This window comes from Thioclava marina, from assembly GCF_002020135.1.
Classification (GTDB): Bacteria; Pseudomonadota; Alphaproteobacteria; order Rhodobacterales; family Rhodobacteraceae; genus Thioclava; species Thioclava marina.
Window position 1 is genome coordinate 704,021 of the sequence record NZ_MPZS01000002.1, and the last position, 21,999, is coordinate 726,019.

At 64.6% G+C, this 21,999-nt stretch carries 19 protein-coding genes and 1 tRNA gene; 6 read left to right on the top strand and 14 right to left on the bottom strand.

Features of this window, described 5'->3' with window-relative positions; genetic code table 11:
- Positions 1-103: 103 nt before the first annotated feature.
- Both BMG00_RS13555 and BMG00_RS13560 read right to left on the bottom strand, forming a co-directional pair.
- Positions 104-772, bottom strand: coding sequence for an ABC transporter ATP-binding protein (locus BMG00_RS13555; RefSeq protein ID WP_078574706.1), 669 nt, complete (start codon positions 770-772; stop codon positions 104-106).
- Between the two features lie 9 nt (positions 773-781).
- Positions 782-1,879, bottom strand: coding sequence for a KpsE/RkpR family capsule polysaccharide export protein (locus tag BMG00_RS13560; protein ID WP_245795035.1), 1,098 nt, complete (start codon positions 1,877-1,879; stop codon positions 782-784).
- A 276-nt stretch (positions 1,880-2,155) separates the two neighbouring features.
- Here BMG00_RS13560 and BMG00_RS13565 point away from each other — a divergent pair, with 276 nt between their 5' ends.
- Positions 2,156-2,959, top strand: coding sequence for an ABC transporter permease (locus BMG00_RS13565; RefSeq protein WP_078574707.1), 804 nt, complete (start codon positions 2,156-2,158; stop codon positions 2,957-2,959).
- On the opposite strand, the gene BMG00_RS13570 is transcribed toward BMG00_RS13565, so the two are convergent.
- The 7 genes from BMG00_RS13570 to tuf form a co-directional block, all read right to left on the bottom strand.
- A complete protein-coding gene (locus BMG00_RS13570) occupies positions 2,956-4,149 on the bottom strand; it encodes a hypothetical protein (RefSeq protein WP_146642652.1) in 1,194 nt (397 codons plus the stop codon). The two genes, BMG00_RS13565 and BMG00_RS13570, sit on opposite strands and share 4 nt — an antisense overlap.
- Positions 4,146-6,590 (bottom strand): glycosyltransferase, encoded by a 2,445-nt coding sequence (locus BMG00_RS13575; protein WP_146642654.1) that lies wholly within the window; start codon positions 6,588-6,590, stop codon positions 4,146-4,148. Before BMG00_RS13575 ends, BMG00_RS13570 begins: the two co-directional genes overlap by 4 nt.
- A gap of 88 nt (positions 6,591-6,678) precedes the next feature.
- A tRNA-Trp gene (locus tag BMG00_RS13580) sits at positions 6,679-6,754 on the bottom strand.
- 216 nt (positions 6,755-6,970) lie between these two features.
- Positions 6,971-7,957 (bottom strand): zinc transporter ZntB, encoded by a 987-nt coding sequence (locus BMG00_RS13585; protein WP_078574710.1) that lies wholly within the window; start codon positions 7,955-7,957, stop codon positions 6,971-6,973.
- Between the two features lie 67 nt (positions 7,958-8,024).
- The gene (locus tag BMG00_RS13590; protein ID WP_078574711.1) at positions 8,025-8,693 is read right to left on the bottom strand and encodes a CatB-related O-acetyltransferase; all 669 of its coding nucleotides are present in this window, start codon (positions 8,691-8,693) and stop codon (positions 8,025-8,027) included.
- Between the two features lie 161 nt (positions 8,694-8,854).
- A complete protein-coding gene (locus tag BMG00_RS13595; protein ID WP_211274138.1) occupies positions 8,855-9,226 on the bottom strand; it encodes a TIGR03067 domain-containing protein in 372 nt (123 codons plus the stop codon).
- A gap of 114 nt (positions 9,227-9,340) precedes the next feature.
- A complete protein-coding gene (gene tuf / locus BMG00_RS13600; RefSeq protein WP_078529333.1) occupies positions 9,341-10,516 on the bottom strand; it encodes an elongation factor Tu in 1,176 nt (391 codons plus the stop codon).
- 166 nt (positions 10,517-10,682) lie between these two features.
- Here tuf and BMG00_RS13605 point away from each other — a divergent pair, with 166 nt between their 5' ends.
- Positions 10,683-12,056, top strand: coding sequence for a cytochrome P450 (locus tag BMG00_RS13605; RefSeq protein WP_078574712.1), 1,374 nt, complete (start codon positions 10,683-10,685; stop codon positions 12,054-12,056).
- A gap of 172 nt (positions 12,057-12,228) precedes the next feature.
- Here BMG00_RS13605 and parC read toward each other — a convergent pair whose 3' ends face one another.
- Positions 12,229-14,457, bottom strand: a complete 2,229-nt coding sequence (parC, locus tag BMG00_RS13610; protein ID WP_078574713.1) for a DNA topoisomerase IV subunit A — start codon at positions 14,455-14,457, stop codon at positions 12,229-12,231.
- Positions 14,458-14,624: 167 nt separating this feature from the next.
- Here parC and BMG00_RS13615 point away from each other — a divergent pair, with 167 nt between their 5' ends.
- The 4 genes from BMG00_RS13615 to BMG00_RS13630 all read left to right on the top strand — a co-directional run bounded on the left by BMG00_RS13615 (position 14,625) and on the right by BMG00_RS13630 (position 17,026).
- On the top strand, positions 14,625-15,143 hold the full coding sequence (locus BMG00_RS13615) for an SH3 domain-containing protein (RefSeq protein ID WP_078574714.1): 519 nt from the start codon (positions 14,625-14,627) through the stop codon (positions 15,141-15,143).
- A 209-nt stretch (positions 15,144-15,352) separates the two neighbouring features.
- The gene (locus BMG00_RS13620; RefSeq protein ID WP_078529281.1) at positions 15,353-16,189 is read left to right on the top strand and encodes an SDR family NAD(P)-dependent oxidoreductase; all 837 of its coding nucleotides are present in this window, start codon (positions 15,353-15,355) and stop codon (positions 16,187-16,189) included.
- A 61-nt stretch (positions 16,190-16,250) separates the two neighbouring features.
- The gene (locus BMG00_RS13625; RefSeq protein ID WP_078529279.1) at positions 16,251-16,454 is read left to right on the top strand and encodes a twin transmembrane helix small protein; all 204 of its coding nucleotides are present in this window, start codon (positions 16,251-16,253) and stop codon (positions 16,452-16,454) included.
- Complete coding sequence (locus BMG00_RS13630) at positions 16,454-17,026, top strand: cob(I)yrinic acid a,c-diamide adenosyltransferase (protein ID WP_078574715.1); 573 nt, start codon at positions 16,454-16,456, stop codon at positions 17,024-17,026. The genes BMG00_RS13625 and BMG00_RS13630 overlap by 1 nt, the downstream gene beginning before the upstream one ends.
- A 173-nt stretch (positions 17,027-17,199) precedes the next feature.
- Here BMG00_RS13630 and BMG00_RS13635 read toward each other — a convergent pair whose 3' ends face one another.
- The 4 genes from BMG00_RS13635 to BMG00_RS13650 are packed head-to-tail and all read right to left on the bottom strand — an operon-like array spanning position 17,200 to position 21,970.
- Positions 17,200-18,246, bottom strand: coding sequence for an ABC transporter ATP-binding protein (locus BMG00_RS13635; protein ID WP_078529275.1), 1,047 nt, complete (start codon positions 18,244-18,246; stop codon positions 17,200-17,202).
- A gap of 1 nt (position 18,247) precedes the next feature.
- Positions 18,248-19,516, bottom strand: a complete 1,269-nt coding sequence (locus tag BMG00_RS13640; RefSeq protein WP_078574828.1) for an MGH1-like glycoside hydrolase domain-containing protein — start codon at positions 19,514-19,516, stop codon at positions 18,248-18,250.
- 7 nt (positions 19,517-19,523) lie between these two features.
- A complete protein-coding gene (locus BMG00_RS13645; RefSeq protein WP_078574716.1) occupies positions 19,524-20,738 on the bottom strand; it encodes a carbohydrate ABC transporter permease in 1,215 nt (404 codons plus the stop codon).
- Positions 20,735-21,970, bottom strand: coding sequence for a carbohydrate ABC transporter permease (locus BMG00_RS13650; RefSeq protein WP_078529271.1), 1,236 nt, complete (start codon positions 21,968-21,970; stop codon positions 20,735-20,737). The genes BMG00_RS13645 and BMG00_RS13650 overlap by 4 nt, the downstream gene beginning before the upstream one ends.
- Positions 21,971-21,999 lie beyond the last annotated feature (29 nt).

Sequence of the window (21,999 nt, forward strand, 5' to 3'; positions counted from 1 at the left end):
GTGAAATTCTCTCTGAGCGGATTAAGGAAAGCCTTGCTGAAACCCGGCGGAAATGTGGAAAAACCTTCGCTTTCTATTCAAACCCGACGCAGAAAGAACCCGATCAGGCCGAGGCGGTCTGCGCCAGGTTGCGTTCGTGACAGGCGATCGCCGCCTCGACATCGTCGAAAAACTCCAACCGCCCATTTTCGAGTACGGCCGCCGCGTCGCACAGCTCGCGCACCTGGCCCATCGAATGGCTCACCATGATCGCTCCCGCATGGGCCATCCGCGCGCGGAACAGTTCTGCGCTGCGTTCGCGAAACGCGCCGTCGCCCACCGCTGTGATCTCATCCACGAGATAGGTGTCGAAGGCGATTCCCATCGAGACCGCGAAAGCCAACCGCGATCGCATCCCCGCCGAATAGGTGCGCAGCGGCATCCGGAGATGGCCGCCGAGGCCCGCGAAGCCCTCGACAAACGCAACCAGCTCGTCGGTATCGACGCCGTAGACCCGCCCGATGAAGCGACAATTCTGCGCGCCCGTCAGATCGTGGTGAAACGAGCCTGCGAAGCCCACCGGGAAAGAGACCGAGCCGCGTGTGATCACCCGGCCGCGATCCGGATTGAGCGTGCCCGCGATCATCTGCAAAAGGGTCGATTTCCCGGCACCATTTCGCCCAAGCAGGGCGACCACGCGGCGGCTGGGGAAACGCGCGCACAGATCGCGCGCGACGATCTTGGTTCCCCCATTGATCCGGTAGGATTTACTCAGATTGTGCAAGCGGATCATCGGCCGTCCTCAGCGCCGGTCGCGAACCGAATAGCCCGCGAGCGTACCGATCGCCCAGAGCAGAAACAGCGTCCCCGCGACCATCACGAACAGTACGACGCGCCTTGGATGTTCCGCACTCTCGGCCAATGTTGGCTCCATATAAGCCGCGAGATACCGGCTCTTGCGCCGTGCTTCGGCCGCTGCCGCATCGTAATTTGCCAGCGTCGCGGCATAGGCACGCTCGGCAAAGTCGCGCTCCGCCATCAACCGCTCGAACTCACCAACGATATCGGCATAGGCCTGATCACCCTGATCGCCCTGCCCTATGCCGAGCTTTTCACGCTCCGCCCGGATCCGCTCCTCGATCACCGCCAGCCGCCGCTCGGCGTGCTTGAGCCGAGGATCGGAGACGTTGCGCACCGTGTCGCGCAGCAGGTCGATATCGATCATCACCTGTGCCTGCTGCTCCTCGAGCGTACCAAGCACCCCGGCCTGGCTTTGCAGGTCCATCTCCGGCGAAATCAGTTGGTGGGTGTTGCGAAAGCCGGTCAGCTTCATTCTCGCGGCGCTCAATCGCGCCTCGGCGCGCTCCAGCTCGCCGCGCGCATGGGCAATCGCATCCTCGCGCGCGATCGCACTCAGCTGGTTGATCATGTCCGAGCTGCGCGCCAGAAGCGCCTGCGAGATGCGCTGCGCATCCGTCGGATCGAAGGCGCGCACCTCGATGTCGAGAAGCCCCGCCCCGGCACCATGACTGACCCGCACCATCCGGCCCCAATACGCGGCCAGATCCTCGAGTGCGGCATCGGGGGCGAGACCGAAGACGTAATCACCCCGCGTCCGCGACCAGATCGCGCGCAGGTCAAGCGCGGCATCGAGCTCGGCTACAAGGGTCGGGCTCTGGATGAAGGCATAAAGAATGTCGGTATCGCTCGAACTGCTGCCCGAAAGGCTCGATAACCCGCCCAGAAGATCGACCGTTGGCCCCGCCTCCTCGCGCTGCACGGTAAATCCCAGCCGCGAGACGAATTGATCCGCAGCCCGCCCCCAGAGATAGGCTGCGGAACCCAGTGCCGGGGCCAGCACGAACAGCAGGAAACTGAGCGCGACCACCGTATGACGCAACCGCCAACCTCCGTGCCGCGCTGGATCCGGCAGCGCCTTGACGCCGGGAGCGGAGGGTTCGATCCGACGGGCAGGAACGGGAGGAGACTCGACCGGCGCCACATCCGCGCGGCTCCCGTGCAGAGATTGCACCTTTGCCGTCTCCGCAATCTCGCCATTCTTAGCGTTTTCTTTAGCCAGAGCCCTCAAGATCGCCTCCATATCCGGTCACCCGCCGAACCCTCTGAGGCCATCTAACGGGAGCGGACTTGCATTTTGGTTAAGGAAGCTCAGAGCATGTCATTCAACGCGCCCCCCGCCCAAGCGCCCCGCGCGCGCTCCCTGCCGGGGCTGCGCGCGATCTGGGCGCTGATCCTTCGCGAGATGTCTTCGAGCTACGGGCGCTCTCCGGGCGGCTATCTGTGGGCTTTCCTCGAGCCCCTTGGCGGCATTGCGCTTCTGACGCTGGTCTTCTCGTTCACCTTCCACGCGCCACCCCTGGGCTCGAGCTTCGCGCTCTTCTACGCGACGGGCCTCCTGCCCTTCATGCTGTTTTCCGACGTGCAGGCGAAGATCGCCCATGCACTGATCTATTCGCGCGCGCTTCTGGCCTATCCGGCGGTGAGCTTCCTCGACGCGCTGATCGCGCGCTTCCTCCTCAACACGCTGACGAAATTGCTCGTCTCCTACGCCGTGCTTGCAGGATGCCTGCTCCTGCTCGACACCGGCGCTCGTCCTGATCTCGCGCGCATCCTCGAGGCCTACGGGCTGGGCGCGCTGCTCGCACTCGGGGTTGGCGTGCTCAACTGCTATCTCTTCATCCGCTTCCCTGTCTGGGCGTATGGCTGGTCGATCCTGATGCGGCCGATGTTCATCGTATCGGGCGTCTTTTTCCTGATCGACCACCTGCCGGAGCCCATTGCACGCCTGCTCTGGTTCAACCCGCTCGTGCATGTGATCGGGCGGCTGCGCGAAGGGATCTACGGCGGCTACCGGCCCGACTATCTCTCGCCATCCTATGTTGCAGGCGTCTCGCTGATCTGCCTCGCGCTCGGTCTCGCACTCCTGCGCAAAAGCTATCGCGATCTGCTTGCCCGCTAGGCTGCCATGTCCTCGACCCGGGCGATCCGCGCGTCGAGACGTTGCATCCCTCCCCAGGCCCAGCGCTGCCGGGCACGCCGGTCGAGCGCGATCAAGCGCTGCAACAAACCGGTCGCGACCGCATCCCAGTCCGACAACGGCGCCGCGAGGCGGGGCCGGTCAGGAATTCCCGGCGGGGGGAGCCCATTTGCAAGGCTCGCCCGAGCGCATCCCGCGACGAGAGCCTCGATCAGTTGCACGAGCTCTGCGCGGTCATCGAGAGGCGTGGGGCCTGTTTCGATTTCGGGAAGATAGGGACAGTCTTCTTGCCAAAGCGGATCACAAAGCAGCTGCCGCACCACCCCTTCGGGCAAACAACGCTCAAGCACACCGCGATTTTCGCGCGTGAGTGTTGCGATCCGAGGCAGGTGATGGGGCGCGATCGCCCAGGCACGGCGCGCGGGGCGCGGACACCAACGCTGGATGATGAACTCAAGCGCCGCATCGTGACCCGTGCGGCGAAACTGCCGATTGCGGAGCAAAAAACCGACCAGCGCGGGCGATGCAGCCCCGTGGCGCGGCCCCTCCAGCGCGAGATCGCTCGCGATCCGCACCTTGAAATCCTGCAGCACATTGCCGGTCGCCACATCCAACGTGACATTCGGGATCTCCGACCAGCGTCGCAGGTTCATGCCGAAACTGTAGGACAGCTGCCGCTGGCGCACCCAATCGTCGAAACACGGGCGCGTCCACACTCCCCATTGCCAGAATGCGGCATTGAGCCAAGGCAAGGGCGGGCGCAAATAGGCAATGACCTGAACCGGTGGAAATCCCATGGCGCCGAGTGCTTGCGCGAAGCGTTCGGGATGGCGGATCCAGCCCTCGCTCGACATGATCGGCAGGTAGCCATCGCGACGACCTTGCGCAATTTCCAAGCCGATCGCATGGAACAGGGCCGAGCCGGACACCTGCCTGCCGAGATCGGGCCAGGATTGGTAGCCATAGGGCGACCAGGCGGCGAGCTGGCGCAGCATCGAACCGTGCAACCGCATCACGCGCCCCCTGATTTCCAGCATGGCGCTGTAGCGCAACGAGCGCCCCTGTGCCCCGGTCAGATCCGGTCGCGCGCTCAGAACCGTCTGCAGCGCCGAACTGCCGCATTTCGGCGCACCGATATGCAAGACCGCAGCCCTGTCCCCGAAAGCGCTCATGCCGCACACCGCATATGTCGGGTCCGCGCGACGAGCGGTGAAATGTCGATCTCCCCCGGCACGCCGGGCAACGGCAAGACGACACCCTGCGCCCCGGCGGCTCGCACCGCCTCGGCCTGCGCACCAAGGTCGAAACAGGCAACCGGCAGACCTGTCGCAAGCGCCTCGCGCGTGGTGTAGGAAAATGTCTCGGGCCAGATCGACGGGATAAGCCAGGCCGAAATACCGTAGCGCGCAACCAGACGCGGCAGATCCGAGAGCCGGTACGCGCCATGCACGACCGAGGGTGGCGCGAGCCGATATCCGGGATCGAGCGCGCCGATCACCACAAGGCGAATGCCCTGGCGCGCGAGTTCCGTGCTCAGCGCCGCGACTTCGGCTGCACCTTTATGCGCCCCGATATTGCCGAGAACACCGATCACCACGGACCCCGCATGGCCCGAAACCGGGCAATTGCGAAGAGCCGCAAGACGCAGATCCATCTCGTGCGGGCGCAGGACGATCTTGTCGCGCGCCGCCGGAAAAAACTGCATGACCACCGCACGCGCGGCATGGGAGAAAACCGTCACCTGATCTGCGGCTGCAATCGCGCGTCCCCAGGCTGACTGCCATTCCGCAAGCCCACTCTTACCGCGATGCGCGCAATCTCGGGCAAGCGCATCGCCCGCCACGGGCACTCCGTGATAGCGACCATCGGCGCAAAGCAACGTGTAGGAAGGGCTGATCGGAAAATAGTCATGCATCTCGATCTCGAGCCTCTGCCCGGCGGACAACTCCCTCAGAACGTCCGGCAGCGATAGCGGATCGGGATCGCCTACCCCGCAGGCGTAAATCACCTCTCGCCGCTCGATGTTGGCAAGCAGCCGGATCATTGCCTCGGTATCATCGCTATATCCCCGCATCACCCCTTCGGATCCGTGAAGCTCGATCTGCCAGCGATGCCGCAACCCCACGCGCAGAACGACTGCCCGCCGCCCCGCTACGATCTCTGCGGCAAGCCGCCCGTCGAGGTATTGCTCCACCCCGCCGCCTTGGGCATGGGCGAGCCAGATGCGCAACGGCGACGTCTGGCAGGCCCCGGCATGGGCCAACGCCACCGCGAACCGCGCCGCGCGCAGAGGATCGTCTGCGAGGAAGCGTCGAACCGCCCCCTCGTAACGCGGATAGCGGCGACAGATCTCGAGGTGATTGCGAGACAAGAGCCGCGCCTTCTCGGCCGTACCGAAGGATGCACCGCCTTGATGTTCCACAAAAAGCGTCGCGATCCCGAGATGCCGCCCACCCAGAGCCGCGGCGCGCTGGCACCAATCGGTTTCCTCCCCGTAGCCGCGCCCGAACGCCGGATCGAACCGGGGCAATCGAGCCAGAAACCCAGGCGCCATCGCCATGCAGAACCCGATCCCCGTGGGCAGCTCTGCCGTCGCGAATTCCGGAGCAAGCCGCCGTGCCTGCGCGTCGATCCGGTCCACAGCCCCCGCGGGCAGGTCATTGCGCTGCCCCATCGCCGGGACGGAGAGGATCTCGGCGTCATTCGACATCGGTGTCACGCTCGCGACATCTTGCGCGGCCAGCGGCGCGACCAGCCGCGAGGCCCAGCCCGAAGGCACGAAGACATCCGAATTGAGCAGGATCACCGGGCGGGAGGGCGCATGGGTCCGCACCCAGTCGAAGCCGAGATTGACGCTTGCCACGAAGCCGAGATTGCGCGCGTTTTCAAGAAGTGTGACGCGCGTGCGCGCCACCGCCCAGTCGCGCAGAAAAGGACGCACGCGCGGATCGCTCGATCCGTCCTCGATCAGGAGCAGATGCCAGTCGAGATCGGTATGGGCTTCGACCCGTCGCAACGATTCGGCCAATAGATCGAAGGCGTTGAAGATGGGCATGACGATCACCACCGGCCCCCGCGCTCGCGCCCTTTCAGCGATCACATCCGCCAGAAGCCCCGAAGGCATCTCTCCCGCAGCGGCAGGTACAGCCAAGCCCAGCGCCTCTTTCACGCGCTGACGCGAGCGCAGATCCCCGTGCCGTTTCCAACGCCAGATTGCAGGCATGTGCCACGAGAGGATCCACAGGAAACGCACCATTAACATCACGCGGGCCCACGCCATGCGCTGACGCGAAAGCCCCGGCAAGGCGATCTCCTCCACCCCGGCCTCAGTTTGCACGATGAGCGCCGCAGAGCCCAGTTCATAAGGCAGATCGAAGAGGAAATGGCCCTTGTCCGGGCCGGGTTCGGCTTGCGGCCGTGCCCAGCTGGTCGCAGCGCCCAGCCGCAAACCGATGCGCGGCGCAGCGATCCAGCCCTCCAGCAGCAGCCGGTTCTGCCGCAGTTCGATCCGCGCGATCCGGCCGGGCAACGCCCACGGATACGGCGCACACAAATCAATCCGCAGATTCGCCTCGGCGAACCGGTCAAAAATGCGAAGGGTTCTGCCCAGCAAGACGCACTCCGTAACACATAAGCGCGCGGCCCGTAGCGGGGCGCGCCTGAACAGTTACGCGAAGAAGCGTTAATTTACGGGAAACGGCTGGCAGGGGCGGAGGGGCTCGAACCCCCGACCCTCGGTTTTGGAGACCGATGCTCTACCAACTGAGCTACACCCCTAGGCCGTGGCGTGGGTGCTAAGCCAGCGCGCAGGCGAAATCAAGAGCGATTTCGCGATTTTCAAAGAGATTACGCCTCGCCTCCGCTCTGCCGCCCGATCGCGGACGAAAAGACCTCGGAACGCGCCGCGCGCGCCTCTCATTCGTGGCCCAAGGCAAGGCGCTCCCAGCGCCTCAAGCGACACGAAAAAATCCGGCGCATCCATTGCAGCGCGACCTAGTCTCTTGCGTATTTCTTGAGCAGGCGCATGAGCCCCATCACCACCAGTTGCCCCACCACGATCAGCACACAGGTAATCACCAGATAGGTGAAGGCAGAGGCGGAGGTCAGCCCCGGCATGCCCCCGAGATTGACCCCGAACAACCCGGTGAGGAAGCCCAGCGGCAGGAAGATCGCCGAGACCACCGAAAGCACGAAGGTATTTCGGTTGACCCGGTCGGAAAGCTGGCTTGACAGTTCCTCGCGCAAGACCTGCGCCTGATCGCGCAGCTCGTCCATATCTTCCGCGATCCGCGTCATCTTCAGGGTCTCTTCCTCGATCTCGCGCTGGGTCACCTCGTCGATCACCGGGCTTTCCGCCTGCGAGACCCGCAAGAGCGCGTCGCGCTGCGGCAAGATATATCTCCGCGCCGCGATCACCTTCAGCCGCAGTTCGAGCACGTCCTGACGCATGTGATCGGCCTGACCGGAATAAACCTGATCCTCCAGCGTCTCGGCCTGTTCGTCGAGTTCGCGCTGGAAATTCCCGATGCTCGAAACGATGTCCTCGGTCAGCCGCACGAGGAAAGTGCCCGGATCGCTCGGCCCGCCCCCGTCATGCAGGATCTGGTTCATCCGTTCGATCGCCCGCACCCGCTTGCGCGAGATCGTCAGGATCCGCTCTCTGTCGAGATACATGCGCAGCGAGACCATGTCCTCGGGGTCTTCGCCCTCGTTGAAGTTGATCGCGCGCAGGATCACGAGGATGCCCTCGCCGACCACGCTCATCCGCGGCCGCGTATCCACGTCGAGCAGCGCCTCGACCGCCTGCGGGTCGAGATAATCGAGCTCCTCGCGGATCCAGCGCTGCGCCTGCGGGTGGGTGCCGTCGAGATGCGCCCATGCCAGCCGTTCGTCGCGCAGCGCCGCCACGATATCCGAGGGGCCTTCAGGATCGGGCGCACCGGTCAGGACGTGGGAAAAGAGAATCGGGCTCTGGGTCATCGGATCTCGCGAGGCGTCGGGCTTTGCAAGACCCTAGCGCATGGCGGGCGCGGAACAAGCCCGTGCGTCAAGGCTCGGCCTTTGCGAGCGCCTCCACATCCCCCGCCTCAAGCGCGGGAAGCGCCGCGCGGATCGCCTCGATCGGCCAGTCCCACCATGCGAGCGCCAGAAGCGCCTCGATCACCTCGGGCGGGAAACGCCACCGCACCACCCGCCCGGGATTGCCCGCGACGATCGCAAAGGGCGGCACATCCGTCGCGACAACAGCCCCCGCGGCCACGATCGACCCGGCCCCGATCGTCACACCGGGCATCACCATCGCGTTGAACCCCAGCCAGACATCCGGGCCGACCACGGTGTCTCCGATTGCGGCATTCTCCTCGAGATATTTCCCGGCCGTCTCCATATCGAAGATACGAAACGGATAGGTGGTGAGCCCGCCCATCGGGTGATTGGCCGAAGCGGTGATGAAGCGCACCCCATGCGCGATCTGCGCGAAAGCCCCGATCACCAGCCGCTCGGGGCAACCGGGATAAAGATAAGGCGCCAGCTCTGCCGCCGCATCCGTCACCGGGGCAAGCGGACTGTAATAGGCATAGGGCCCGACCTCGATATTCGGGTGATCGATCACCGCCTGAAGAAACACGGTCGGTTCATGGGGCGTGCCGTCGGGCAGAAGAACGGGATGACGGGTATCGGGCGCAGGAAAGCGCCGCGGCAGCGGATGGGCGGACATGCAGAGACCTCTCTCGATCAGGGTTTCAGGGAAACGGGATCAGGAAAGGGTCTTGTCCATCGAAGTCTCCATCGCTGTGGCCCCCGTATACCGCAAAGACGGGCCTGAGGCCAGATTGTCACGTGCTGGCGCCAAGCCGAACCGGTCGCGGCATATCCCTCTCACGCACGAGAAAAGCTCCGGATCGAGATGCCTTGCCCACCTGCGAACCCTTCGGGTCGCTCCATATTCGGGTCTGCCGCTGCGAACCTGAAAAAATCGCCGTCCAATTCGTAGATGGCGGGTATCGTCTGTCCGGCATCGTCACCGATCGCGTCCACCCAGTCGATACATTTCGGATAGCGGGCCTCATCGAGCCTGAAGCTACCCTCTAGGAGCGTCGCCCCTTCGGGAAGCGCTACATGAAAGGTGCAGCCCGACACCGTCATCACCGCGCCCTGCGCTCCATGCGTATCGGGGCGGTCCGCCTCGCCGTCTTCCTCGAAAGACCGTTGAACCCAACGCCCTTGCAGCCGGTCCAAATCAGTTTCCACGAGCTCCTCCCGAACCATAGGCGGCAAATTGGTGAAACGCGCAAAAGAGTGCAAACCAAAAGCAAAAGGGCCGCCCAACCGGGCGGCCCTTCGCAACTCGACAGGATCAGAGGATCACTCGAGGATTTTCGAGACGACGCCGGCGCCGACGGTGCGGCCGCCTTCACGGATGGCGAAGCGCAGGCCGTCTTCCATCGCGATCGGGGCGATCAGCTCGACGGTGAACTTCAGGTTGTCGCCCGGCATAACCATCTCGGTGCCTTCCGGCAGCGTCACGGTCCCGGTCACGTCCGTCGTGCGGAAGTAGAACTGCGGACGGTAGTTCGCGAAGAACGGCGTGTGACGGCCACCTTCCTCTTTCGTGAGGATGTAGGCTTCCGCTTCGAACTTCGTGTGCGGCGTCACCGAACCCGGCTTGCACAGAACCTGACCACGCTCAACGCCATCACGGTCGATGCCGCGCAGCAGCGCGCCGATGTTGTCGCCAGCTTCACCACGGTCGAGCAGCTTGCGGAACATCTCGACGCCCGTGCAGGTCGTCTTCTTGGTGTCGCGGATACCCACGATTTCCAGTTCGTCGCCGACGTTGATCACGCCACGCTCGACGCGGCCGGTCACAACCGTACCACGGCCCGAGATCGAGAACACGTCTTCGATCGGCATCAGGAACGGCTGGTCAACCGCACGCTCCGGCGTCGGGATGTAAGCGTCGACCGCTTCCATCAGCGCACGGATCGAGTTCTCGCCGATTTCCGGGTCGCGGCCTTCGAGAGCGGCCAGGGCCGAGCCCTTCACGATCGGAATATCGTCGCCGGGGTAGTCGTAGGACGACAGCAGTTCGCGGATTTCCATCTCGACGAGCTCGAGAAGTTCCTCGTCGTCGACCTGGTCAACCTTGTTCATGTAAACGACCATCGCCGGGATGCCCACCTGACGGCCGAGCAGGATGTGCTCGCGCGTCTGCGGCATCGGGCCGTCGGCCGCGTTCACCACCAGGATCGCGCCGTCCATCTGCGCCGCACCCGTGATCATGTTCTTCACGTAGTCGGCGTGGCCGGGGCAGTCGACGTGCGCGTAGTGACGGTTCTCCGTCTCGTATTCAACGTGCGCCGTCGAGATCGTGATCCCGCGCGCTTTCTCTTCCGGTGCGCCGTCGATCTGGTCATACGCCTTGAAGTCACCAAAGTACTTGGTGATCGCAGCCGTCAGAGTGGTCTTGCCGTGGTCAACGTGGCCAATCGTGCCGATGTTGACGTGCGGCTTGTTACGTTCAAACTTTTCCTTTGCCATCTCGCAGGGCGCCTCTGGTTAGGGGGCCGCTTTGGCGCGGGCCCGAGTCAATATCGCGCGCTACCTATTGCGCCAGCGGGGAAAAATCAAGCCCGGATTGCACGGTTTCGCCCCCCTGCGAACGGTTTCATATTGGCCGTGCGACGGCCCGTGCTACCTTTCGCGGATGCAACGTTCCGCCATCGTCCCGTCCCGGGCCCTGCCTGCCCGCGCGCCGCTCGCCGAGAAACCCCTCGGGATCCTGCCCAGCCTGCGGGCCGCGCGGCGCAATCTGCTTGAAATCATTCCGGAATTGGCCACTCACGCACCGATCATCTCGGGCAATACCGGGGCGCGCTGGCACATGGTGATGGATCCCGACAGCCTGCGCCACGTGCTCAAGACCCGCGTCGAGGATTATCCGAAGTCGGTGGTGACCAAGCTGATCCTCGGCCCCGCCGTGGGCGAAGGCCTCTTCGTCGCGGAAGGTGCGGAATGGCGCTGGCAGCGCCGGGCCGCAGCACCGGTCTTCGCCGCGCGCAACATGGAAGCCCTCGCCCCGGTGATGCAGGCCGCCGCCGAAGCCTCTGCGCGCCGTATCGCCACCGCCGCCGGAACCGGCCGCGCGATCGACCTGCATCAGGAGATGGTCGCCGCGACCTTCGAGGTGATTTCCGACGTGACCTTCTCGGGCGACGAAGGCTTCGACCGCGCAGCGATTCATGCCGCGATCGACGCCTATATCGCGCAGACCGCCCGCGTCTCGCTACTTGATTTCTTCGCCCTGCCCGGCTGGGTGCCGCGCCCGCATCGTCTCGCCTCGGCCCATGTATTGCGCGATCTCAAACGTCACGCGGATACCGCGATCACCGCGCGGCACAAGGCGGGCGCGAAAACCGTTCCGGATCTGCTCGACCTGCTCGACGGCGCGCAGGATCCCGAAACGGGCCGCGAGATGAGCCCGGCCGAGCTGCGCGACAACCTTCTGACCTTCATCGTGGCCGGCCACGAGACGACGGCGCTGACGTTGGCCTGGGCGCTCTATCTGTGCGCTTTCGACCCGCAGGTGCAGGAGGCTGCGCGCGCCGAGGCGCAATCCCGGCTCGGCGCGCGCCCCGCCGGTGTCGAGGACTTGCCGCATCTTCCGCGGATTGCGCAGATCGTGAACGAAAGCCTTCGCCTCTACCCGCCTGCCGGGTTCCTCTCGCGCACCGCGCGCCGGCCCGACCGGCTCTTGGGGCGCGAGATCCGCAAGGGCGACACGGTGATGCTGCCGATCTACGCGCTGCACCGCCACCACGCTCTGTGGGAGGACCCCGACGCCTTCCGCCCCGAACGCTTCGCCAATCCGTCCCATGACCGTTTCGCCTTCCTGCCCTTCGGCGCGGGCCCCCGCATCTGCATCGGCGCGGGCTTCGCGCTGCAAGAAGCGCAGATCATCCTCGCGACGCTCCTCGCCCGGTTCCGCTTCACCGCCGTTCCGGGGCGCGAGCCGGTGCCCGAGATGATCCTGACGACCCGCCCGAGGGGTGGCATCTGGCTGACGGCGGAACGCGCCTGATCCGGGGCCAAGGGGGCAACCCCTCGGCTTCGCCTCCGCGGCAGATATGAACAGGGAGGAAGAAACCTCATCTCTTCCTCTTGGCGAAAATATCCCGGGGGTGAATTGCCCGGCAGGGCAAGAGGGGGCAGCGCCCCCATTGTGGCTCGCCCGGGGCAGCCCGGGCGAAACCTCAGGTGAAGGTGTTGTCGCGCGGGAAGCCGCGCGGGGCCATGCGGCCGGCCGAGGCGCGCTTGCCGATCCATTCGGCAAGGTCGAGCTCGGTGCGGGTGCGGCCCGCCGGATCCTTCCAGCTCAACCCGTCCGCCAACAGGAAGGTGGTGGCGTCAGACAGCCCGCCATCCTTGTATTTCTGCAACCTCACGCCCTTGCCGCGCGCCATCTCGGGCAGCTCGTCGAGCGGGAAGACCAACAGTTTCCGGTTCTGGCCGACACAGGCGACCGTATCGCCCGCGATCTTCGCGCAGACGGTGGTCCTGGCCCCGCCCTTCATGTTGAGCACCTGCTTGCCCGAGCGGGTCTGCGCCACCAGCTCCTCGCCGGGGCAGACGAACCCGTCGCCATCCGACGACGCCAGCAGGTATTTCTCGCCCGCTTTCGGCACCAGAAGATGGGTGACCTCCGCCTCGTTGGGCATGTCGACCATCAGCCGCAGCGGCTCGCCCATGCCGCGCCCGCCGGGCAGGTTCGCACCCAGCACAGTGAAGGCGCGCCCGTTCGAGCCCATCGCGACGATCCGGTCGGTGGTCTCGGCATGCATGGCGAACATCGGACCGTCGCCATCCTTGAACTTCACCTCGGCATCAAGCGGGTTGTGGCCCTTCATCGCGCGGATCCAGCCCATCTTCGACAGGATCACGGTGATCGGCTCGCGCTCGATCATCGCCTCGATCGGCACTTCCTCGACCTCGCCGGCCTCGGCGAAACCGGTGCGTCGCGCGCCGCCCGGCGCATCCTTGCCGAATTTCTTCGCGATGTCCTTCAGCTCCGAGCCGATCTTCTTCCACTGCAGCTTCTCGGAGCCCAGCAGATCCTCGAGCCCGGCCCGCTCCTCGATCAGCGCATCGCGCTCGCGCTTGAGCTCCATCTCCTCAAGCTTGCGCAAGCTGCGCAGGCGCATGTTGAGGATCGCCTCGGCCTGAACTTCCGACAGCTCGAACTCGGCCATCAGCATCGCTTTCGGCTCGTCCTCGTAGCGGATGATCTCGATCACCCGGTCGAGGTTGAGGAAGGCGATGATGTAACCTTCGAGCACTTCGAGACGCGCGTCGATCTTGTCCATCCGGTGCTGCGAGCGGCGCACCAGCACCTCGCGGCGGTGATCGAGGAAGGCGCGCAGCACTTCCCCCAGCGAACAGACCTTCGGCACGCGCCCGTCGATCAGCACGTTCATGTTGAGCGAGAAGCGGATCTCCAGATCGGAGTTCTTGAACAGCATCCCCATCAGCATCTCGGGCTCGACCGTGCGGGTCTTGGGCTCGAGCACGATGCGGATATCGTCGGCGCTCTCGTCGCGCACATCGGCCAGCGCGGGCACCTTGCGGGTCTGGATGACCTCGGCGAGACGCTCGATCAGCTTCGATTTCTGCACCTGATAGGGGATCTCGGTGACCACGATCTGCCATTGGCCGCGACCGAGATCTTCTTTCTCCCAGCGCGCGCGCAGCCGGAACGCACCGCGCCCGGTGCGGTAGGCCTCGAGGATATTCTCCTTCGGCTCGACGATCACGCCACCGGTGGGGAAATCGGGTCCGGGGATAAGCTCGACAAGTTCCTCTTCGGTGATCGAGGGTTTCGCGATCATCGCGAGACTCGCCTGCACGAGTTCGTCAAGGTTATGCGGCGGGATGTTCGTGGCCATCCCCACCGCGATACCGCTTGCGCCATTGGCCAGCAGATTCGGGAAGGCGGCGGGCAGAACGATGGGCTCTTCGAGCGTGCCGTCATAGTTCGGGCGGTAATCGACCGCGTTCTCGGCCAACCCCTCGAGCAGCGCCTCCGACGGGAAGGCCAGACGCGCCTCGGTGTATCGGCTCGCCGCCGGGTTGTCCCCGTCGATATTGCCGAAGTTGCCCTGCCCGTCGACCAGCGGGTAGCGCATCGCGAAATCCTGCGCGAGACGCGCCATCGCGTCATAGATCGCGGCATCGCCATGCGGGTGATAGTTGCCCATCACGTCGCCCGAGATCTTCGCCGATTTCCGGAAGCCACCGGTCGGCGACAGCTTCAGCTCGCGCATCGCGAAAAGGATGCGCCGGTGCACCGGTTTCAATCCGTCGCGCGCATCGGGCAGCGCCCGGTGCATGATCGTCGAGAGCGCATAGGTCAGGTAGCGCTCGCCGATCGCACGGCTCAACGGTTCGGTGGTCGTGGAGAGGGGGTTTTCGTCGTCACTGCTCATGGATTTTTTCTAAAGCCGCGCCCGGTCACGGTCCAGCGGGAAACGCTTTCGGGGGAAAAACTCGGGAACTTTTCCCCTGTTGGAGGAATTCCCCCAGCGTAAGGAAGAACAAGAAATGATAAACTAAATGTGATCCGAGTCCTTTGCGATCACGGGGGAGCGAAAAGATGGGGAAACTTTTGATTACGACCCTCGCGGGCATCTACGCAGTGATGGCGATCGGCGGACGGGACCTGCCGACAGACCAGACGCAGATGGCTCAGGCCGCGCCCGCTCCGCAGGAGCAGGCTGCACCGGAGGAGGTCGCGCAGGCCGCGACCGACCCGCTCTACGATCCGACGAAGATCACCGCCCCGTCCGCCAACGCGGCGATGGTCGAGAAGGCAGCCCTGATCACCCGCGTTACGCCGGTGGCGCGCATGCCCGGTCCGGCGTTGCAACCCTCGCCCGAATATCGCAGCCGCGAGAAAGCCCCTGCGGTCAAGGGCGGCACGCTCTGGGAGGTCACCGCCAATTCGCTCAACGTGCGTTCGGGCCCCTCGACCGGCGACAGCGCGATCGACCGCGTCCTGCGCGGTGAACAGGTGCTCGTCGTGGCCGAAAGGGATGGCTGGGCACATGTGAAGATCGAAGGCGACGGGATCGACGGCTGGGTCGCGAAACGTTACTTGAGCCCGGCGAACTGATCCGCGCTCCACGACTGAACGGATTGATCAGGCGGGCCCGTGAAACGGCCCGCTTTTTTTGCCTTTCGCGCAACGCTCCGCGCGGGCGATCTTGCCGTGACACTTGCAAACCTTGCCTTTTCATCGCCCCCTCCATATCCCGCCAAACGGCAGGGACGCTCCGATGCGCGGCACGGCAGGCGACGACAGACAGGAAGAGGCGGGCAAGAATGGCAAAGACGATCCTGATCACCGGATGCTCCTCGGGCATCGGCTATGACGCGGCGCACGGGCTCAAGGCCGCGGGCTGGAAGGTCTTCGCGACCTGCCGCCGCGAAGAGGATTGCGAGCGCCTGCGCGCCGAGGGGCTGACCTCCTTCCAGCTCGACGTCGCCGATCCCGAGAGCATCGACGCGGGCTTCAACGAAGCCCTGGCGCGCGGACATGGACGTCTCGACGCGCTCTACAACAACGCGGCCTTCGCCTGCCCCGGAGCGGCGGAAGACATTCCCCCCGGCGCTTTGCGCGAGATCTTCGAGACCAATCTCTTCGGCCTGCACGACCTGACCGCCCGCGCGATCAAGGTGATGCGCGCGCAGGGCGACAACGGCGAGGGGCGCATTCTTCAGTGCTCCTCGGTTCTGGGCATGGTCGGCTATCAGTGGCGCGGCGCATATGTCGCGACGAAATTCGCGCTCGAAGGGCTGACCGATGTGCTGCGCCTCGAGATGCGCGACACCGGGATCAAGCTGGTGCTGATCGAGCCCGGACCGATCACCTCGAAATTCCGCAAGAACGCGATCCCGCATTTCGAGAAATGGGTGGACTGGAAGAACTCCGCCCGGCGCGCGCAATATGAAGAGCAACTCCTCGACCAGCTCTACCACCGCGAAGGCCCCGCCAAGTTCGAGCTTCCCGCCTCGGCCGTCACTCAGGTCATCCTGCGCGCGCTCGAAGCCCCCCGCCCGAAGGCGCGCTACATGATCACCACCCCGACGAAGGTGATGGGCGTGGCGCGCCGGATCCTGCCCGACAGGATGCTGGATTGGGTGCTCGCGAACGGGTGAAAAAGCTTTCGCAATTCCGCTCGCTCCGGCTATGTCTTGGTACGAGAGGGAGAGGAAATGCATGCGCAACGACCCGTTGTTCTATGTCGTGGCCGCTGCGAGTTTTGCGGTACTGGTCATTTTGATGATTGGCATCGCCGGGTTCGGACGTGGCGGTGATTTCAACAAGAAACACGCGAACAAGCTGATGCGGCTGCGCATCGCCGCACAGGCAGTCGCGATCGCGCTGATCCTGTTGTTCGTTTATCTGAGAAGAGGTGGCTGATGGTCGTTCTCAATCGCATCTATACGCGCACCGGCGATGCCGGGGAGACGGCGCTGTCGAACGGAACCCGCGTGGCGAAGCATTCCGCCCGCGTGACCGCCTATGGCACGGTCGATGAGCTCAACGCGACGCTCGGCATTGCGCGGCTGCATGCGGGCGAGGCGCTGCAAAAGCAGCTCTCGGTGATCCAGAACGACCTCTTCGATCTGGGCGCCGATCTGGCACGGCCCGATATGGAGCACGATCACGAAGCGGGCTATCCGGTGCTGCGCATGGTCGAGAGTCAGGTGACCCGACTCGAAACAGAGATCGACTCGATGAACACCAAGCTCGAGCCGCTGCGCAGTTTCATCCTGCCCGGCGGCACGCCTCTGGCCGCGCATCTGCACATGTGCCGCACCGTCGCGCGGCGCGCCGAACGCGAGGCGGTGGCGCTGGCCGCGATCGAGGGCGTGAACGAATGGGCGGTGAAATATCTCAACCGCCTGTCGGACTGGTTCTTCGTCGCCGCCCGGATCGCCAATGACGATGGCAAGGACGACGTGCTCTGGGTGCCGGGAGGCAGCCGGTAAAGCCTCTTTGGGGCGGGGCAACCAGCCCCGGGCCGCGCGCCCGACCCTCCCCCCCGGGAGGGAGCATTGGCGATGAGATCGCGGGTCCGACCGACCTGCGGACTTTTGAGATAAAGCGCAGGCCACGAGCGTTGCGACGCGCCCACCCGAGGGTCAGGCGCGTCCCTCATCGCTCACTTCACCGCCAGCCCGTCCTTGTCGAAGAACACCAGCCGGTCGGCCTCGAAGGCCAGCCCCGCCACATCGCCGGGGCGCAAATGCGTATCTCCCGCCACCCGCACGTTCACCGGCCCCAGCGGCCCGCAATCGAACAGGATGAACGTATCCGCGCCGAGGAATTCGACCACATCGACGCGCCCGTCGCATTGCCCCTCGCCCTCTGCCACGAGCGAAATATGCTCGGGCCGGATACCAAGCTGAGTAGCCGCGCCAGACGCACAGGCCCCGCCGCGCCCGCCTTCAAGGCTGTAGCTTCCGCTCGCCGCCGAACAGGGCATCACGTTCATCTTCGGCGAGCCGATGAACTGCGCCACGAACAGGTTCGCCGGGTTCTCGTAAAGCTCGCGCGGGGTGCCCACCTGCGCGATACGCCCGTATTCCAGAACCACGATACGATCCGCCAGCGTCATCGCCTCGACCTGATCGTGGGTCACGTAGATCATCGTGCGCTTGAGATTGCGGTGCAGCCGCGCGATCTCCAGCCGCATCTCGACCCGCAAGGCCGCATCGAGGTTCGACAGCGGCTCGTCGAACAGGAACGCCGTCGGGTCGCGCACGATCGAACGTCCGATCGCGACCCGCTGACGCTGCCCACCCGAAAGGTCCTTGGGCCGCCGGTCAAGATAGGGTTCGAGCTTCAGGATATCGGCCGCCGCATCGACCTTGGCGCGCCACTCGGCCTCCTTCACCCCGGCCATCTTCAGCGAGAAACCCATATTCTCGGCCACCGACATATGCGGGTAGAGCGCGTAAGACTGGAACACCATCGTCAGCCCCCGCTTGGAGGGCGGCTGATCGGTGACGTCCTTGCCGTCGATCAGGATCTTGCCGCGCGAGGTATCCTCAAGCCCGCCGATCATCCGCAGAAGCGTGGATTTCCCGCAGCCCGAGGGGCCGACGAAGACCACGAATTCCCCATCCGCGATCTCGAGGTCGATTCCCTTGATGACCTGAACCTCGCCGAACCATTTCTCGACACCTGAGAGTGTAATCGCACCCATTTCAGCCCTCCTTCCCGGCCCAGGCGAGCCAGACCGCCGCCGTCCAGGTAAACGCCTTGCCGCCCGCGGCCTCGCCGGTCATCGGGTCGAAATATTCGACGAAGCCGTAATTCGCGATGACCTCCTGCGTCCGCTTGCGGACCTCCTCGCCCAGCGCGATCCCGGCCTCGGCGGCGCCCTCGCCGATCATCATGTTCATCATCGCCCAAGTCGGCCCGCGCCAGTAGCGTTTGGCATCGAAGCGCGGATCGAAGGGCGCGAGCGAAGGCACCCCATAGGGCGCGGCATCGAGGACGCGCTGAAGGTGGCGATCCATTTCGGGCGCCGAGACACCGCCGAACCAGCACAGGAAGGAGGCGTTGGTCAGGGCGTTTGCCCAGATCCCGTTATTGCAATTGTAGCTGTCGAAGAAGCCCATGCCGGGATTCCAGAGCGCCTTCGCCCCCTCTTCGAGCCCGGCGATCTGGTCCTCCAGACCCTCGGTATCCAGCCCGAGGTGATCGCCCGCGACCAGAAGTTCGCGCAGCCCCCGCAGCAGAATGAAATGCATCGTCGGATCGGCGACACGGAACGGGTTGTCCTCGGCCATGGCCGCATCGTCCCAGCCCAGTCGCTTGCCGCGCTGCACCAGCCAGATATAACGGTCGTAATCGTATTTCGTCGGCCGCATCGAGGCATCGACATGCTGGGTGTCGCGGCGCTCGTAATAACCCACGCCCTGCGGATCCACGCCTTCCATCGCGTTGTCCCAATCCACCGCGTTGTCGCGCCCGGACTCCCAGGGATGGATGACGAAGATCGCCCCCTTCTCGTCACGCCGCCAGCGCAGGAACCAGTCGGCCCAGGCCCGCATCTTCGGATAGAGCGCGCGGAACCGCTCGGCCCCGAAATCGGGGTCCTGCCGCAGCAGGCGCGGCGTGAAGCTCAGCGCGACGGGCGGTTGCGTGATCCCCGAGGACGCGATCGGCCCGTTGCAGCCCCAGACATCGGGGCCCGGGAAATAGCCCGGATCGGGCTTGTGAAACAGGATATGCGGAACCATGCCGCTCTCCCACTGCCCGGTGAAGAGCGTCTCGATTTCCTGCCACGCCCGGTTCAGATCGAACCGCGCGAAGCCAAGCGCGGCAAAGGCGCTGTCCCAGTTCCACTGGTAGGGATAAAGCCCCGCCGTCGGCACGGTATAGCCGCCGCGGTCATTGGCGATCAGGATCGCCTTCGCGGCCTCGTCGCGCTCGGAAAACACCGCCTCGGGCGGCAAGGTATCGGTCATCATCGTCTTATCCTTTCACCGCGCCGGCCGTCAGGCCACGGGTCATGAAACGTTCCAGCCCGAGGAAGATCGCCATGATCGGCACCGTCGCGATCACGGCCCCCGCCATCAGATGCTGGCGCGGGATCTCGGAGGAGTTGAGCGAGGCAATCCCCCGCGTAAGGGTGAATTTGCTTGGATCGTCGAGCAGCATGAACGCCAGCAGGAACTCGTTCCAGGCGATCATGAAGACGTAAAGGCCAACCGAGGCCAGCGCGGGCAGCGCCAGCGGCAGGGTGATCTTCCAGATTACCTTCAGCCGCGAGAGCCCGTCCATCAGCCCGGCCTCTTCGACCTCGACGGGCAAGCCCCGGAAGTAGCCCTGCAGCATGTAAAGCGCCACGGGAATGGTCGTGACCGGGTAGATCAGCACGATCCCGAGGATCGAGTTTCGCAGCCCCACCATCGAATAGGCGATGTAGATCGGCAGCGCCAAGACGATCATCGGCACCATGTAGATCAGCAAAATCCCGCGCGAGAACACCTTCTGCCCCCGGAACCGCAGCCGCGCCACCGCATAGGCGCCAGGCACGGAAAACAGCAGCGTCAACAGAACCGTCAGCACCGAGACATAGAAGCTCGTCCACATGTAGCGGCCGAAATGGAACTTCTCGAACAGCTCGTAATAACTGTCGAAGAGATGCCAGCCCTTGCCGAGATCGATGGTGAAATCGAGCGGATTCAGCATCAGCTCCTGCTGCGATTTCATCGAGGTCATCACCATCACGTAGAAGGGAATGATGACGATCGCGGTGAAGAACAGGTAGCCAAAGCCGGTCAGGAAGCGGATCACCGCCTCCTCGAACTCGTGCCGGTTGGCGACCCCGAAGGGCAGCCCCTTCAGGATCGTGCCCAGCGGGATCGCCACGATGCCAGCCAGCACGATGGTCAGCGCGACCCGGCTCGCCATCGCGAAGCCACCCCCGAATTGCAGCGCACCAAGACCCGTGCCCATCAAGGCCAGTGCCACGACCACCGCGACCCCATCGGTCAGCCAGCGATTGCCGCGCCAGACACTGACCAGCCCGGTGATCGCGCCAAGGACCAGCGCCCCCCAAAGCGCGGGCCGCGCCGCCTCGCCGCTCGCGAACGAGACCGCGACGCCCAAAGTCACCGACATCACCAGCGCCCAGAGCGCCCCGATGATCGGCCCGGTCAGATAGCCTTTGTGCAGGAAACTCATAGCCCTTCCTCCCGGCTGATCATGCGGAAGAAGAAGGCCGAGAAGATCAGCAGGCAGCCGAACACGACCACCGCGACCGCCGCCCCCGCACCGATATTCGACACGGCGAAGGCCTGCTCATAGACGTTCACGGTCAGCGTGCGCGTGCCCGCATTGCCGCCCGTCAGCAGGAAGATGTCGTCGAACTTGTTGAAGGTCCAGATGAAGCGCAGCAGGAACAGGACCGAGAGGATCCCCAGCAGCTGCGGCAGGCTCAGATACCAGAACTTCTGGAACGGAGAGGCCCCGTCCATATCGGCCGCCTCATACATATCCGTGTCGATGCTCTGCATCCGCGCAAGGATGAACAGGAAGGACAGCGGGAAATACCGCCAGACCTCGAACAGCGTCACCATGATCAGCGCCAGAGGCTTCTGACCGAAGAAATTGATCGCACCCTGGCTCACGCCCATCTGCACCAGCAGCGCATTGGCCGAACCCGAGAACGGATCGAAGAGCGTGATCCAGGTGAAGGCCACGGCGATCACCGGGGCCACGTAAGGGAACAGATAGAGGCCCCGCAGGATGCCCTGCCCCTTGAAGCTCTTGTTCAAGAGCATCGCCGCGAACAGCCCCACGACCAGCGCGCCAAGCGTGCCGAAGACGGTATAGAAAACGGTAACGCCGAAGACCGACCAGAACTCGCCGCTGTCGAAGAGCTTGCGGAAATTCTCCAGCGTGAAGGTGGAATTGGTCAGCACGTTATCGGCGGCGCCACGCACGACAGGCGCCCCGTCGCGCACCGCCTGCTCGGCGGCTTTCGGGTCGCCCGCGATCTGCGCGTCGATACGGAATCGTTCGTTGTAACCCGGCGCGAGCGTGCCGAAATCGCAGGTCATGGTCTGACCGCTCAGCGCACAGCCCTGCGGCAGTTCGCCGGTCAGCGTCACGCCCTCGGGCAGAGTATCGGTAAAGCCCGCGCCATAGAGTTCTGCCGTGCGCGAGGGGTTCGTCACCCGATATTCCAGCTGCGGCACGTCGCCCCGGTCGCGCAAGGAGACGCGCAGGCGGGTCTCGGCGGGGCGAAGGTCGCCCAGTTTCACCGGCTTCACCGAGATCCAGAAGATCGCAAGAAGCGGAATGATCACCACCAGTGCGACGATCGTGATCGTGGGTAAAAGCAGGCCCCAGGCCAGACGCGCCTCGCGTCGGGCGAGCGCGCCGCGCCCCTTGGGCGGCGAAATCTCGGTCATGACATCCTCCCTGGATCGCCCCCTTGTCC